This is a genomic window from Rurimicrobium arvi, from assembly GCF_039540495.1.
Classification (GTDB): domain Bacteria; phylum Bacteroidota; class Bacteroidia; order Chitinophagales; family Chitinophagaceae; genus Rurimicrobium; species Rurimicrobium arvi.
Window position 1 is genome coordinate 60,872 of record NZ_BAABEZ010000013.1, and the last position, 16,011, is coordinate 76,882.

A 16,011-nucleotide genomic window follows, 5' to 3' on the forward strand; every position below is an offset into this window, starting at 1 on the left:
TATATCGGTTTATTGGTTTCCGGTTTCAAAAGATCTGAAGCAGGCGCATGTCTGCCGCCATTTGTCCATCATGCCGTTCCACTCCTGCCGGATGGGGGGCAGCAGTTGCTCGATACCGGAGCAAAGCCGGAACAGAGGATGGTCTACAGGCAGACTCAATCGTTCTGCTTCCTGCTCTATCTCAGATGCCATAGAGCAGATAAGCACTTCTTTGCGCTTCGTAAGTGTTTGCAGGTCGGCGATACTTATCTGATTACTGTCGGGATTCTTAGCACCGAACATCTTCAGGATCGAAGGGAATACAAGCTTCAGTTCGTAATTGCGTAAGGACTCGTACTCCCACTTCAGGCGCAGGAAGTCGTTGAATATGTCCGTCGCTTCGGTACAGACCGTGTTATTCCGCAGATACGTATCAACATCTGAAAACAGCTGATCTAACGGTTGGTACATCTCCTGCTTCATTCTTTCCGTAATCGCCGCAGCCGAAATGGAGTGCTCACACATAACTTGTATATTTTATACAAAAGTGGCACGATATCCGGACGCAGACTATGACCGCAGGAAAGCCGGAATATGATATTTATCATATTCTCCGGAGAACACAAGGCATAAAAAAACCTGCTTAATAAAGCAGGTTAGCCGTTTTTTCCAGTTTGGCAATATTGACAATCTTTATTTTTTTCCCGACCAGCTCGATGATCTTGTCCCCGTTGAACTCCGAGAGCAAACGGATGGCACTTTCAGTGGAAGTGCCGACAAAATCGGCTATTTCTTCCCGGCTGAGTTGGATGGCAAGTGTCTGTCCGTCTGCGTCAAAGCCGTAGGTAGCCTTAAAGAACAGAATCGCTTCAGCCATGCGCTCGCGGACGTTTTTCTGAGAAAGCGAAACAATATGCTGTTCTGCATGCTTCAGGTCTTCGCTGATCTTCTTGAAAATAGCAACGCAGAGTTCCTTTTGCTCCAGGGCCAGCTTCAGAAAATATTGCTTATCCACAATACAGACAGAGCAGTCTTCCAGTGCAACAGCACTGCAGTGATAACGGTCGCTGGACAGTAAAGCCCGGTACCCGAGTATATCTCCCCCTTTCACCAGGCGTAAAATCTGCTCCTTTCCGTCGGGACCGGTAGTGGACAATTTTATCTTACCGCTGTTTACACAGAAAAGCCCCATAGGCAACCCGTTCTCGGAAAAGATCAGCTGTCCCTTCTTATAGGTCGTGCAGGATTTATGCAGATTCAATTCGCTCAGATGATCACCTTGAATTACAGAGAATACAGAGTGCATCCGAGCATTGCAGGTAACGCAACTGTGTTCGTAATAAGCAGATGCATTTTTCATAAGCCGGGTATTTAAGGCGTGTTCCGCAAGGGCTACACATAGCAAAGTTAATCATTCCAAGCAAAACTACAATCGTCCTTACGTCGTCATTACAGACTAAAAAGCAAGCCGATCGACGATTTGTGCTCGCAATCAACCTATAGCATGCAGGTCAGAAATTCTTCAATCGCGCTCATAGACCGCATCTGGTCCACAATCAGCATAAAGTTCTTACCGACATTCTTCAGGCGGGCTTTATTGGTTCCTTTCTGGATGAAATCCATTATCCTGTTAAACGCCTCACTTTCAAAGTAGGCCGATTCCGGATCACTGATAAAATACAGTCGCATCTGCTCATTTTTCAGGATCAGTTTTTCAAATCCGAGCGCTTTTGCCTTCCTGCGGCAGCGGATCGCCGTCAGCAGCTCTTCGACGGGTGCCGGCAATGGCCCGAAACGATCCACGAGATTCAATGCATATCCGTTCAGCTCTTCGTCGTCCCGTACGTTATCCAGCTGCGCATAAATACTCAGACGTTCGGTGATATTTTCCACATAATTGTCCGGAATAAGGATTTCCAGATCGGTATCTATAGTACAGTCGCTGACAAAATCCTGCTTACGCTCCATTTCCGCAGCAAATACTTCTTTGAAATCCGTGCTTTTCAGTTCACGGATCGCCTCATCCAGTATCTTATGGTACATCTCGAAACCGATATCGGCGATAAATCCGCTCTGTTCTCCGCCCAGCATATTCCCGGCCCCGCGGATATCGAGATCGCGCATGGCAATCTGGAATCCGCTCCCCAGTTCAGAAAACTGCTCCAGCGTCTGAAGGCGTTTACGGCTGTCTCCGGGTAAGGTCGCCAACGGCGGCGCCAGCAGGTAACAGAAAGCTTTACGGTTGCTGCGTCCCACACGCCCCCGCAACTGATGGAGATCACTGAGCCCGAACTGATGTGCATTGTTGATGATAATCGTATTGGCATTGGAAATGTCTACGCCGCTCTCTACGATATTCGTACAGCAAAGCACATCGAATTTATGGCCGATAAAATCCATCAGTGCCTGCTCCAGCTTATCGCCCTCCATTTGTCCGTGTGCGACTACAATTTCCAGATCTGGGCAAAGGTCTTTCAGCCGCTTGGCCATTTCGGGAAGACTCTGAACACGGTTGTGTACGAAATACACCTGGCCACCACGTTCTGTTTCGTAATAGATCGCGTCGCGAATTGCATAGTCGTCAAATACCATGATCTCGGTCTGCACCGGCTGACGATTGGGCGGTGGTGTGTTGATGATGCTCAGGTCGCGTGCATTCATCAGCGAAAACTGCAGCGTACGCGGAATGGGCGTGGCCGTAAGCGTGAGTGTGTCCACATTCGCACGGCGTTCGCGGATCTTTTCCTTTGCGGCTACGCCGAATTTCTGCTCTTCATCAATGATGAGCAGACCCAGGTCTTTGAAATGAACGTCTTTCCCCAGGATCGCATGTGTACCGATCAGGATATCCACCTTGCCTTCCTCCACCTTACGCATGGTTTCCCTTTTTTCCTTTGCGGATTTGAACCGGTTGATAAAATCGACATTGCAGGGAAAGTCTTTCAGGCGCTCTTTAAAGGTCTGGTAGTGCTGAAATGCAAGAATGGTAGTGGGAACCAGTACGGCCACCTGTTTACTGTCGGCCACACTTTTGAATGCGGCCCGCACCGCTACTTCCGTCTTACCGAATCCTACATCCCCGCATACCAGCCGGTCCATCGGAGAAGGCGCTTCCATGTCGCGCTTCACATCTGCCGTCGCTTTTCCCTGGTCCGGTGTGTCCTCGTACATAAACGAAGCCTCGAGTTCCGTCTGCAGGTAACTGTCCGGGGTATGAGCGAAACCCTGCGAAGCCTTGCGGCGCGCGTAAAGCCGTATCAGGTCGGCGGCGATATCTTTTACCTGCCGTTTGGTTTTGTTTTTCAGCTTTTCCCAGGCATCACTGCCCAGCTTATGCACTTTAGGCGTGGTGCCTTCTTTACCGGTGTACTTGCTGATTTTATGCAGCGAGTTGATATTTACATACAGCACATCATTGTCTTTATAAATGATGCGCACGGCTTCCTGCATATTGCCGTTCACTTCTATCTTCTGCAAACCGCTATAGCGCCCCACTCCATGATCGATATGGGTTACATAGTCGCCGGGCTGCAATTCGCGGAGCGCTTTCAGCGTGATGGCTTTCCCTTTCGAGTAGGCCTGCTTCACTTTGTATTTGTGGTAGCGCTGGAATATCTGGTGATCCGTGTAGCAAAGCACTTTTTTCTCGTGGTCGATAAACCCCTTGCTGATGGCCCCGGGTATCGGCACAAACTGAATACCGGCGTCCAGGTCTTCAAAAATACTGTGCAGTCGCTCCAGCTGTTTGGGATTATCCGCGAAAATATAAGGCACATAAGCTGCCGTGGAACGCTTTTTCAGGTCACTGATGAGCATTTCAAATTGCCGGTTGAACGCCGGCTGCTCTTCTGTTGCAAATCCGAGAAACACAGGCTCCGCTCCTTCCGCACACAATATTTTCAGGCTATGGTTCCGCCATTCTATCAGGTGACGGTCAGACAGCTTTGTGATCCATTCATCCACATCTTCAAATTCCTCAATACGCAAAGGCCTGATCCATTCTTCCTCTTCGTCCACTGCCACCTGCACTTTGCTCAGCTTTTCAGGAAGACCTTCCGCCATCTTGCGCATTCTGCCGGCCGTAAACTGCAGGTCTTTGAACCAGAAAGCCGTATTTTCCGGGAGAAAATCCAGGAGCGATACTTTTTCGTTTGCCTCGAATTTGGTCTCTACATTGGGCAGAATGCTTACCTGCAGCAATTTCCGTTCGGACAATTGTGTTTCAGGATTAAAGATCCTGATACTGTCCACCTCATTGCCGAACAACTCTATCCGGTAAGGATGCTCGTTCCCGAAAGAATAAATATCGAGGATACCGCCCCTCATTGCGAAGCGACCAGGCTCATATGCGAAGTCTTCCCGGCGGAAACCCAGCGCCACCAATTGTTCCATCAGCTGATCCACCTTCAGGTTTTCTCCCACCTTGATGTGGATCATATTTCCCGACAGCGCCTTGGGGTTCACAACTTTTTCCAGCAATGCTTCCGGATAGGTGACAAATACACCTCCTTTGCGGGCATTAGAGAAACGGGTGAGTGCCTCTGTGCGCAGCATTACGTGACTGCTGTTGAGTTCGTGGTAGTCGCCTGTTTTCTTGAATGAATCCGGGAAATAACAGATATCGAGCGACTTGGTCAGTTGCTCCATATCATTATGGAAATAGGCGGCTTCTTCACGATCGTTGAGTACAAACACATGGTTTGCTCCGCCCCCGACAGCTTCGCCGGCAGCGGAACTCAGTTTCCATACTGCGGCGCCGATAAAGTTGACGGAAGAGCCATAAAGATGATCTAATTGTACGCGGATTTTGGGACTGGGCAATGAGATTGCGGCCGCTAACTGTTTTAAGCGGATATCATTTTCGTAGAGGCCCAGCAAAGCTTGCAGGTTCATCGCTGCAAAGATAAATGATCGTGCGCTGCGGCATAATACTATTTATCTGACCTGGTATTATAAAAACTTAAAATTGCTTATTTCAGCTCCTGCATTTCCACCAGGCGATGATACTGACCGCCTTTGGCAAGCAGTTCTGCATGTGTACCGCGCTCAATAATACGTCCCTGGTCCAGTACGATAATCTCGTCGGCATTGCGTACTGTGGAAAGGCGATGGGCAATCACCAGGCAGGTGCGGTTTTTCATCAGGGAGTTCAGCGCTTCCTGTACCATGCGTTCGCTTTCGGTATCCAGGGAAGAAGTGGCTTCGTCCAGTATCAGGATCGGCGGATTCTTCAACACTGCGCGTGCAATTGTGATCCGCTGGCGCTCGCCACCGCTGAGGCGGTTGCCGCGGTCGCCGACTTCCGTTTCATACTGCTGCGCTTTGCTTCGTATAAACTGGTCGGCACTGGCCACGCGTGCGGCTTCTTCCACACGTTGCATATCGGCTCCGCCTGTACCTAATGTGATATTGTTGTAGATCGTGTCGTTGAACAGGATCGGATCCTGGCTCACCACACCGATCAGCCGGCGCAGCTGGTCTATTTTATACTCTTTTACATTTACGCCGTCTATCATAATAGCCCCTGACGTCACGTCATGAAAACGGGGCACCAGATCGGCAAGCGTGGATTTACCCGCCCCGGAAGCACCCACCAGCGCGATGGTCTTCCCTTTCGGAATGATCAGGTTGATATCTTTCAGTATCTGACGGTCGCCGTAAGCGAAAGACACATGCTGCAACTCTATCTCATGAGCGAAAGTACTGATCGGACGCGCGTCCGGCAGTTCTTTGACAGTAGTTTCGGTTTGCAGTATTCCTTCTATACGTTCTAATGCGGCGCTGCCTTTTTTGAGATTGGAATACGCAGAGGATAAATTCTTGAACGGGTTGATGATCTGCGTAAACAGACCCAGGTACATGATAAACATCGGTCCTGTAAGCGCGCCTTCATGATTCAGCACCAGGCGGCCTCCCACCCAAAGGATCACGCTGATCACAATAATACCCATTACCTCGCTCAACGGCGAAGCCAGTTCACGGCGTGCCGAAATACGGTTACGCACCCGGAACAGATCATTGTTCATTTTAGTAAAGCGCAGTTGCTGGTGACGTTCGGCATTGAATGCCTTAACCACGCGCATTCCGGAAAGTGTCTCATCGATCACCGCCAGTATCTCGCTCAGGTATTGCTGCGATTCGTTGGATGATTTGCGCAGACTCCTGCTGACAAGCCCTATGATCAATCCCGCAACCGGCAGAAAAATAAAGATAAATAATGACAGGCTCGGAGAGAGTGCGATCATCGTCCCGAGAAACAGCAGGATGGTGAGCGGCTCACGGATGAGCACTTCCAGCACGCTGATCACGGACACCTCCACTTCATTGATATCATTGGTCATCTTCGACATCAGGTCGCCCTTGCGTTCGTCGGTAAAATAGCTGATCGGGAGGGACAGTATTTTAACGAACAGCTCATTGCGCAGCCGACGCAGAATCGCATTCCGTAACGGGGCTAAAATATATACTGAAAGATAGACGAACAGATTTTTGAGCAATACAAACGTAACGATCGCACAACAGATGAATGCCAGTGCACTGATGGCCCCTTTTTGTTCGATGAGGTCGTACACGAAATTGTTGATACGCTCCATTACATCGGGATCGGCAGCAGGGGCAGGACGTTCGCGTCCGAGGAACAGCACCTGCAGCACAGGCCCCAGCGATCCCATGGAAAACAACGAAAACACGACTGCAAGCAGACTGCAAATAAAGTATAATGCAATACTTCCTTTGTAATCGGCGAGGTAATGAAAGAGTCGTTTTACGTTGCGCATTTTATTCTATCGTATAGCTGACACTGCCGTCTTTTTCATCTTTGAGCTGCACACCCGCAGCAAGCAGCTGATTGCGGATCTGATCACTTACTGCAAAATCTTTGCGTTGCTTCGCATCTTTTCGGATATCTATGAGGATGCTCAGCACCTTATCCATTCGATCACCGCTTTGCTCTGCCTGAAGCGGCTGCAGTCCGAGAATGTCTTCCAGGTAATCGCGGAACGTTGTCTGCAGCAATGCGAAGGTATCTGCTGACAAGGCATTGGCTTTCAGCTGACCGCCTTTGATCCCGTTGATAGTAGCCGTCATCTCAAACAATGAAGCCAGCACTTTAGCCGTATTCAGATCGTCATTCATAAATGTGCCGCACTCTTCGCAGAACCTGCGGATCTGCCCATCCAGTTGGGTATCGCCCGCTTCGGCATTCCCCGGATGTTCCAGCTTTTTCAGCACTTCGTAAGATTCCCAGAGACGGCGTAATGCTTTTTCCGAAGCCTGCAGTGCTTCATTACTGAAGTCCAGCGTACTGCGGTAATGTGTCTGAAGGATATAAAAGCGTACCACCATCGGGTGATAGGCCTGCTCCAGCAAAGGATGGTTGCCACTGAACAATTCCGTCATTTTAATAACGTTGTTGTACGACTTACCCATCTTCTTGCCATTAATGGTGATCATATTGTTGTGCATCCAGTAGCGCGCAGGGGCATGACCATGAGCAATCGTGGACTGTGCTATCTCGCTCTCATGGTGCGGGAATTGCAGATCCATACCGCCGCCATGAATATCGAATTCCGAACCCAGGTATTTACTGCTCATAGCGGAGCACTCGATGTGCCATCCGGGAAAACCTTCTCCCCATGGACTTTTCCAGCGCATCAGATGCTCGGGGGGCGCATTTTTCCAAAGCGCGAAATCAACTCTATTGTTCTTTTCGTCCTGGCCATCCAGCTCCCGTGTCGTCTCCAGCAACTCATCGATCTTACGACCCGACAACTGACCATACGGATAGCCCTCCGCATATTTCTTTACATCGAAATACACCGATCCGTTCCGTTCATAAGCATATCCTTTCGCGATGATATCCTCGATCATACTGATCTGCTCGATCACATGGCCGGTGGCCGTGGGTTCGATACTGGGCGAAAGGTTGTTGAATAAACGCATGCCCCAGTGGAACAATTCGGTGTATTTGTGCACCAGTTCCATCGGCTCAAGCTTTTCCAGCACTGCTTTCCCGGAGATTTTGTCTTCCGCATCGCGACCTTCTTCCTCGAAGTGACCAGCATCGGTAATATTACGCACATAGCGAACCTTGTACCCGAGATGACGGAGATAGCGGTTCACCACGTCGAACGTAACGTATGGGCGTGCATGTCCGAGATGAGATTCGCCCGATACTGTTGGTCCGCAGACATATAATCCTACGTGACCGGGGGTGATCGGTGAGAACTCTTCTTTCTTCCTTGTAAGTGAATTGTAAATGTGCAAAGTGGACATGCGGGCAAAGATAAAATAATATTGTCACTGCAGCTTATCCGTGATAAACACGGGAAGCGACAATGCGACCGTTTTGTATTTCCAGCACCTCGGCCACCTTCATATCGGGCTCGCCGGGTACACTTCTGATATATTCCATAAAAATCCGATCCGTATCAGACGTAAAGGCTACCGGCTCGTAATGCAATTCCGGCAGGCGTTCGAACGCATCGGCCCACCAGCGGCGCAACGCGTCTTTGCCGGAGATAAGTCCCAGTGTTTCCGGCTGCCTTATTTTAAGCTTCGGACTGAAATGTTCCGCGGCATCGTCGTATAAAGCCAGCAGCCCTTCCAGATCCTGCCGGTTGAATGCTGCAAACCATTCGCGTGCAATACGTTCGTTTTGCGTTGTTTCCATTAATCGAGTATTTCGTACTGATCGGCGAGGTAAATAAATTGCGCCATCGCAGCTGCCCCCATCTTCAGTTCGCGGTGGTTCACGGTCTCAAAAACATCGTTATCGGTGTGGTGCACGTCAAAATAGCGTTGAGAATCCGGTATGAGTTCTCCGATAATGCTCCCGTTATTTTTAAGGAAACCGACATCCACTCCACCGCCTTCTTTTTCAAAATCGTAGATACCGTAGCGCTGCAGCAAAGGCGCAAAAGCCATGAAAGCCTGCTTTTGCTTTGCATTCCAGCTCAGTTCAAAACCACGCGGCGCAAAACCGCCGGCGTCGCTCTCCAGTGCCACAATATGATGTTCTTTGCGCACCCGGGCAGAATCGGCATAAGCCCTGCCGCCCTTGGCACCGTTCTCCTCATTCATGAACAACACCGCACGTATACTGTGTTTTGGCTTAATAGCCAGCGACTTGAACGTACGCAGCACTTCTATCGCCTGTACACAACCGGCGCCATCGTCGTGTGCGCCTTCGCCCACATCCCACGAATCCAGGTGACCGCCCACCACCATATAATCCTGCGGATGCACCGATCCGGTTATTTCGCCGATCACATTGTAAGACATGGCTGTTCCTTTCAAACCGCAATTGCTGCGCAGCATAGCAGCTGTGGTTCCTTTGCGGCATGCAGCTTCCAGCCTGTCGGCCGTTTTATTGCCGATGGCCACAAGCGGAAATACATTTTCTTTATCCGGATACATGGTACCTCCGGTATGCGGGAAATCGTCTGCTCCCGAGGATACGGAACGGATGATCACCCCCGCAATCTTCGTTTTGCCGATGACCTCCGGAGTTTGCCAGCGGTATTTAACGGCGTCGCCGTATGCATTGAACGTCTGGGGAAAGTCGTGCCGGAAATGATAATTGAAGAAAATAAATTTGCCTTCCAGTTCGGTCGGATTCAGCTTTTTGTACGCATCGAAGCTTTCTACCATTACTATTTCCGCCTTTTTTATTTTATCGTTTGTACCCTCACTGTTTCCGAGAGAAAGAACGGGAACATCCACATAAGGTTGATCCGGTGAAAAACGCAATGCAAGATGCTCTTCGCCGCGCACCCATTTAGGTACCTGCACGGGTTGCAGCCATACACGATCGCAGCCCGCCGCACGCAAAGCAGCTTCTCCCCAGGCCACCGCCTTCTCGGCTTCAGGGGATGCACTTATCCTGTGCCCGATCTGCTTGCACAGCGTGCGCAGGTCTTCATAACATTTACCCTGAGACAAAATATGAGCCGAGATCCGGCTCAGTACAGCAGAGTCGCCGGGAGCCGCGAAAACAACCGTGCTGAGCCAGATGGCACAGCAGGTCAGGACCATTCTTTTCATTCGCTAAAAGTAATAAAGAATCGAGAGAAAGTATATGTCAATAAACTCAGACAGGCACAGGCAATAACCAATACGTCTTGAAAAACCACAGCGGATGGCACGAACGCCTGCAGGAAAACTGCGGGTACTAATATTGCACTGCCTCGGGCAGGAACTGACGCGCATTACCGCCATTGCGGATCACATCGCGCACCAGCGTCGAAGAAATGGTTGCGTGCTGCGCAGAGGAGGTCAGGAAAATGGTCTCCAGCTCCGGAGCAAGACTGCGGTTCATATCGGCAATCGCACGCTCATACTCAAAATCGCTCACGTAGCGGATGCCACGCAGGATATACCGCGCATCGATCTCCTTACAAAAATCGACCGTAAGCCCTTTATACACCTGCACCGATACTTTAGGCTCTTTGATAAACACCTGCCGGATCCATTCCGCGCGCTGCTCCACAGAAAACATAGCCTGCTTGGAAGAATTGGAGCCAATACCGATCACCAGGCGATCGAACAGGTGCATGGCTCGCTCAATAATATCCACATGGCCAAGCGTGAGCGGATCAAAGGAACCCGGGAAAAGGCAGATGCGCTGGTTCATAGCAGCTATTCACTTAATGGTTTGAAAAAGGAAAATACGGTTGTACCATAGTTTTTCATCCGGAAAAAATTGGGATGCGTCTGGTAATCGTTCCGTGGTGTGTGCTCGAGCACAAAGATGCCACCGGGGCGAAGCAGACCGAACCGGAATACGTACAGCGGAAGGTCGTCTATCTGCTGCAATGCATAAGGTGGTCCCGCAAAAATAAAATCATATTGTGCACCGCAGCTCTCCATGAATCTGAACACATCGGATTTCACGGGGTGGATCTGATCAAGGCCCAGTTGTTTTACCGTGTTCCTGATGAACGCGAACATATTGGTATCTTTCTCGATAATCGTAAGATCCGATGCACCGCGTGATGCCAGTTCGTAGCTGATAGCACCGGTTCCGCCAAACAGATCCAGGGTCTTCAGAGATTCGAAATCGAGCATATGCTGAAGCATATTGAACAGGCCCTCTTTAGCAATATCTGTTGTAGGGCGTGTATAGGGCATTTTCGAGGGCGGACTGATACGGCGGCCACCCAGCTCACCTCCGATTATTCGCATGAATAGAGCTGTTGAAACAGGTGAACGGTGGAAGACCATTCGGGGGAAATAATATCTGATATACTCGCTTTGCGCATCGCCGTCGCCGGGAAGTACTGCTGTAGCTTTTTCAGCACCGGATGCTGATCAATGCTGGTGGCAGAAATAGCCACGGGATAATCTTCCAGTTCAATTCCATAAAAACGGCAGGCCGAGCCCAGCCGGTGTGCAATATCTTCCGGTGTCTGGTATTCAAAAGTCTGATGCCAGTGTAACGTATGTTTGTGGTGCAGCGTTGCAAACGCGCAGGTATCTGCAACCGTGCATTGCAACAGGTCTTCGGTGGACTGTCCGTTCCGCAGATGCGCCAGATTAAGCGGTAATACTCTGGGATCCTGCGTGTATTTACCGAAAACGGACAGAATGGCCTCCGGAAAACTGAAACAATTGAACCAGGATCCTTTTGCAATACTGCATACATTGATCTGCTCGTCGGCGCCTACATGGAAAGATGCCTGCAGCCAATGCTTTGCAGTATCGTCATCCCGGAATAAAGCACCGGGTATTACCATATTGTTCTGTGCGGCAACAAAAATTGTTTTGATCAGCGAAGGATCGGCCAGCAACAGGTCGTTCTTCAGTTCATGCTCAATAAATGCGGGATTCCAGGCTGCGCCGGACAGCTGACTGCTGTTGATCGCAAGCACTTCCCCTGAAGGATGATATCCGGCAGTAATAAAACTGTTGGGTGAAACCACAATCACTACCCTGAAAACCTGACTCAGCAGGTCTTCCCCTTTGTGGGCAACATATTGACGGCGTAAAATCTGATTACTGATATCCATATCCGTTTCTTCTAAAGTATTAACGCAGGGGCGCTTGCCTTACCGGGTGATCCGGTTTCACTTCCTGTACCGCAGCACAAAGATACGAACAGATAGCAGAAGCAACAATCTTCCCGCACATCATATTCCTGCCATTTACGGAAGCCGACTCAACTTATTGTCTTTTCTTTGCAGGATACTTACAGCATATTCATGAATACAATAATACCCGATCAACTGAAAGAAGGTGGTGTGATCCTGATTGATAAACCTTACCGCTGGACTTCGTTCGATGTGGTGCACAAGCTGCGCAAACCGGTTGGTGCAAAAAAAATAGGGCACGCCGGCACGCTGGATCCCCTCGCAACAGGATTGCTTATTTGCTGCAGCGGCGCCTACACAAAAAAGATCAACGAATACCAATCCTTACCGAAAGAATACACGGGAATCATCCACCTGGGCGCGGTAACTCCCACCTACGACCTGGAAAGTGAACCGGAACAGCAGCAGCCTTTCGCACATATTACCGGAGAACAACTGACCGAAGCCACGAAAAAATTCACGGGGCCGATCCTGCAGACTCCTCCGGCCCATTCGGCCATTAAAAAAGATGGTAAGCGCGCTTATGAGCTTGCGCGGGCGGGAAAAGAAGTAGACCTGAAGGCAAGACCTGTCACGATCAGCACGTTCGAGCTCACGAAAATTGAACTGCCGGAAGTGCATTTCCGCGTTACCTGCAGCACGGGAACCTACATCCGTTCGCTCGCGCACGATTTCGGACAGGAGCTGGGATGCGGGGCCTACCTGCAGGAACTGCGCCGTACCAAAATCGGGGATTATAAAGTGGAAGACGCATGGAGTATTACCGAATTCCTTGAATTACTCAGTAAAGCAAAAGAAGCTGAAGCGAAAAACGCAGACTAGTTTCAAAATATCTATATAAAACGTAATTTCGCAGCCACAAAAAGTCATTATCTCTTTATGAATTTTCAACTTACCGAAGAGCAATTAGCCGTGCAGGCAGCTGCCCGCGAATTTGCCAAAACAGAATTGCTGCCCGGCGTTATCGAGCGCGATGAGCATCAGAAATTCCCGGCCGAACAAATCAAGAAACTGGGTGAATTAGGCTTCTTAGGTATGATGGTTGATCCTAAATACGGCGGATCAGGCATGGATACTATTTCTTACGTACTTGCTATGGAAGAGATCTCCAAGATCGACGCTTCGGCTTCCGTATGTATGAGCGTAAACAATTCGCTTGTATGCTGGGGCCTGGAGACTTATGGCTCTGAAGAACAAAAACAAAAATACCTTACGGAACTCGCTTCCGGAAAAGCGATCGGCGCATTCTTGCTGAGCGAACCGGAAGCCGGATCTGACGCTACTTCTCAGCGCACTACAGCTGAAGATAAAGGAGATCATTACCTCGTGAACGGTACCAAAAACTGGATCACCAACGGTAACTCCGCGTCTTATTACCTCGTAATTGCACAAACAGATATTGAAAAAGGTCACCGCGGTATCAATGCGCTGATCATCCCTAAAGACACTCCCGGTGTAACCGTGGGTGCCAAGGAAAACAAAATGGGTATCCGCGGAAGCGATACGCATTCTATCATGTTCCAGGACGTAAAAGTTCCTAAAGAGAACCGCATCGGTGAAGACGGTTTCGGGTTCAAATTTGCAATGAAAACACTGGCCGGCGGCCGTATCGGTATCGCATCCCAGGCCTTGGGTATCGCCAGCGGTGCATATGAGCTTGCGCTGAAATATTCCAAAGAGCGTAAGGCTTTTGGTAAAGAGATCATGAACCACCAGGCTATTGCATTCAAGCTTGCGGATATGGCTACGGCTATCGAAGGCGCACGCCTGATGTGCCTGAAAGCTGCATGGCAGAAAGATATGCATGAAGATTTTGAGCAGGCAGCGGCAATGGCCAAACTGTACGCTTCAGAAATCGCACAATGGGTAACCAACGAGGCCGTGCAGATCCACGGTGGTTACGGATACGTGAAAGAATTCCACGTAGAGCGCCTGATGCGCGATGCGAAGATCACGCAGATCTATGAAGGCACTTCCGAAGTACAAAAAATCGTTATCAGCCGGAATGTGCTGAGAGCATAATCTGGTTTCTTTTTTTAAAAAGCCCGCTGCCATTCAGGCAGCGGGCTTTTTACTGTATGCAGGTGTTTGTTCCGGGTATGTCGGTGCATACCGTTACCTTTGCATCCTTATGGCAAAATTTTTTCTGCGAAAAAAGATCGGAGACCGCGTAATGAATGGTCATCCCTGGATTTTCGCCACCGAGCTTGGTGACAGCGAGGGCAGCTACGAACCCGGTGATATCGTGGAAGTATATTCTTCCAATGGCTCCTTTGTGGGAAAGGGTTACATCAATCCCGCATCCCAGATCCGCATCCGACTGCTTACCCGCGACAAACAGGAAGCAATCGACGAGCAGTTTTTTCATCGCCGTATAGCCGAAGCATGGGCTTACCGTCAGCAGATAGGCTACGTTGAAAATTGCCGACTGATATTTGGCGAAGCCGACAGCCTGCCTGCATTGGTCATTGACAAGTTCAACGATTATGTGGTCATCCAGACGCTGGCTCTGGGCATCGAACGCTGGAAAGGTGCTATTGTCAATGCCCTGAACAGTATCCTGAAACCCAAAGGCATTTATGAACGTAATGATGTACCGGTACGGGAACTGGAAGGCATGCAACAGATCAAGGGCTTTCTGAGCGAGCCTTTCGACACGGAGATCATCCTGAATGAAAACGGACTGAAATTCCATGTGGATATCGAAAACGGCCAGAAGACCGGCTATTTCCTGGACCAGCAGGACAACCGCCGCGCGATACAGCATATCTGCAAGGGAGCCGATGTGCTGGAAGCATTCTGTTATACGGGAACCTTCTCCTTACATGCCGCGCACTACGGTGCAAAAAGCGTGCTGGGACTTGATATCTCCGACTTTGCGATCGATACGGCACGCCGGAATGCTGTCCTGAACGGATATGAAGACATCTGCAAATTTGAATCGGTAAATGCTTTTGACGTCCTGAAAAGCTGGGGGAAAGAAGGCCGCAAATATGATGTGGTAATGCTGGACCCTCCTGCGTTTACGAAAAGCCGTGCAAATATCGATAAAGCGGTGACCGGCTATAAAGAAATCAACCTGAGGGGTATGAAGCTGACTAAGCCGGGAGGATTTCTCGTAACGGCTTCCTGCACCAACCTGGTTTCACCCGATATGTTCCTGAAAACCATTGATGCTGCGGCAAAAGATGCAAAGCGGAAAATTCGTCAGGTTACCTGGCAGACACAGGCATCAGACCATCCTATTTTATGGCATGTGCCGAATACACAGTACCTGAAATTCCTGATCGTCCAGGTATTATAAATACCGAAACGGCAGAAAAGAAAAAGGAGATTGGTCAACCAATCTCCTTTTATTATGAATACGAAAAAAACTTTCTTACAGTTGATTGTAGATCATAACGTCGCTACCACGGCTGATTCCGTAGTATTGGAATGTTTTATGACGGTATCCTTTCTTGAAGTATGCGTCGGTATCACCCTCTTCCGGGATAGTAACCCAGTCTTTGCGCTTAGAATTGAACCAACGGTAAACTGATACCTGGTTTGCACCACGACGTGTAGAAGCATAGTACTGCAGGTGTTTATCAGAGTAACCCATTTTCAGCATCTGATCATCGGTAAACTCGTCTTCACCGATAGAAGCGAAATCCTTTGTATTGGGATTGTACCAGCTATTTACAGCAATACGGTCAGCCGCTGGATTGCGGTACGCAAAAAACATCAGCGTTTTATCTTTATAATGCCAGTTCAGCAATTGGCCGTCCTGGTATTCGCCTTCGGCAACAGTTATATAGTTGGCATCAGTAGGATTGTACCAGCGGTAAACTTTTACAATTTCTTTAGACGCGTCTTGTGCTTTCACTTCTTGCGCAAATACCGAAGCCAAAACAGTAGAAAGGAGAATGAAAGTTTTTTTCATAATTGTTGTACGTTTTTCTAA

At 49.4% G+C, this 16,011-nt stretch carries 14 protein-coding genes; 3 read left to right on the forward strand and 11 right to left on the reverse strand.

Annotated features, from left to right (window positions below; translation table 11 throughout):
* Positions 1 to 9 precede the first annotated feature (9 nt).
* The 10 genes from ABD846_RS04990 to ABD846_RS05035 form a co-directional block, all read right to left on the reverse strand.
* Positions 10 to 504 carry a hypothetical protein gene (locus tag ABD846_RS04990; protein WP_344823301.1) on the reverse strand — a complete coding sequence of 165 codons (495 nt, stop codon included), beginning with the start codon at positions 502 to 504 and terminating at the stop codon, positions 10 to 12.
* 118 nt (positions 505 to 622) lie between these two features.
* Complete coding sequence (locus ABD846_RS04995) at positions 623 to 1,339, reverse strand: Crp/Fnr family transcriptional regulator (protein WP_344823303.1); 717 nt, start codon at positions 1,337 to 1,339, stop codon at positions 623 to 625.
* Positions 1,340 to 1,476: 137 nt separating this feature from the next.
* Positions 1,477 to 4,872, reverse strand: coding sequence for a transcription-repair coupling factor (gene mfd / locus ABD846_RS05000; RefSeq protein ID WP_344823306.1), 3,396 nt, complete (start codon positions 4,870 to 4,872; stop codon positions 1,477 to 1,479).
* 77 nt (positions 4,873 to 4,949) lie between these two features.
* A complete protein-coding gene (locus ABD846_RS05005) occupies positions 4,950 to 6,755 on the reverse strand; it encodes an ABC transporter ATP-binding protein (RefSeq protein ID WP_344823309.1) in 1,806 nt (601 codons plus the stop codon).
* Between the two features lies 1 nt (position 6,756).
* A complete protein-coding gene (cysS, locus tag ABD846_RS05010) occupies positions 6,757 to 8,253 on the reverse strand; it encodes a cysteine--tRNA ligase (RefSeq protein WP_344823312.1) in 1,497 nt (498 codons plus the stop codon).
* Between the two features lie 34 nt (positions 8,254 to 8,287).
* On the reverse strand, positions 8,288 to 8,650 hold the full coding sequence (locus tag ABD846_RS05015; protein ID WP_344823314.1) for a nuclear transport factor 2 family protein: 363 nt from the start codon (positions 8,648 to 8,650) through the stop codon (positions 8,288 to 8,290).
* A complete protein-coding gene (locus tag ABD846_RS05020) occupies positions 8,650 to 10,023 on the reverse strand; it encodes a M20/M25/M40 family metallo-hydrolase (protein WP_344823317.1) in 1,374 nt (457 codons plus the stop codon). The genes ABD846_RS05015 and ABD846_RS05020 overlap by 1 nt, the downstream gene beginning before the upstream one ends.
* A gap of 127 nt (positions 10,024 to 10,150) precedes the next feature.
* A complete protein-coding gene (coaD, locus tag ABD846_RS05025; RefSeq protein WP_344823320.1) occupies positions 10,151 to 10,612 on the reverse strand; it encodes a pantetheine-phosphate adenylyltransferase in 462 nt (153 codons plus the stop codon).
* 5 nt (positions 10,613 to 10,617) lie between these two features.
* Positions 10,618 to 11,163, reverse strand: coding sequence for an RsmD family RNA methyltransferase (locus ABD846_RS05030; RefSeq protein WP_344823322.1), 546 nt, complete (start codon positions 11,161 to 11,163; stop codon positions 10,618 to 10,620).
* Positions 11,154 to 11,987 (reverse strand): DUF3822 family protein, encoded by an 834-nt coding sequence (locus ABD846_RS05035; RefSeq protein WP_344823325.1) that lies wholly within the window; start codon positions 11,985 to 11,987, stop codon positions 11,154 to 11,156. Before ABD846_RS05035 ends, ABD846_RS05030 begins: the two co-directional genes overlap by 10 nt.
* Before the next feature lie 192 nt (positions 11,988 to 12,179).
* Here ABD846_RS05035 and truB point away from each other — a divergent pair, with 192 nt between their 5' ends.
* From truB to ABD846_RS05050, 3 genes are all read left to right on the forward strand, one after another.
* Positions 12,180 to 12,890, forward strand: coding sequence for a tRNA pseudouridine(55) synthase TruB (gene truB, locus ABD846_RS05040; RefSeq protein WP_344823327.1), 711 nt, complete (start codon positions 12,180 to 12,182; stop codon positions 12,888 to 12,890).
* A 57-nt stretch (positions 12,891 to 12,947) separates the two neighbouring features.
* Complete coding sequence (locus tag ABD846_RS05045) at positions 12,948 to 14,090, forward strand: acyl-CoA dehydrogenase family protein (protein ID WP_344823330.1); 1,143 nt, start codon at positions 12,948 to 12,950, stop codon at positions 14,088 to 14,090.
* 109 nt (positions 14,091 to 14,199) lie between these two features.
* Positions 14,200 to 15,372, forward strand: coding sequence for a class I SAM-dependent rRNA methyltransferase (locus ABD846_RS05050; protein ID WP_344823332.1), 1,173 nt, complete (start codon positions 14,200 to 14,202; stop codon positions 15,370 to 15,372).
* Positions 15,373 to 15,447: 75 nt separating this feature from the next.
* Here the strand turns inward: ABD846_RS05050 and ABD846_RS05055 are convergent, their stop codons facing one another.
* The gene (locus ABD846_RS05055) at positions 15,448 to 15,990 is read right to left on the reverse strand and encodes a hypothetical protein (RefSeq protein ID WP_344823335.1); all 543 of its coding nucleotides are present in this window, start codon (positions 15,988 to 15,990) and stop codon (positions 15,448 to 15,450) included.
* Positions 15,991 to 16,011 lie beyond the last annotated feature (21 nt).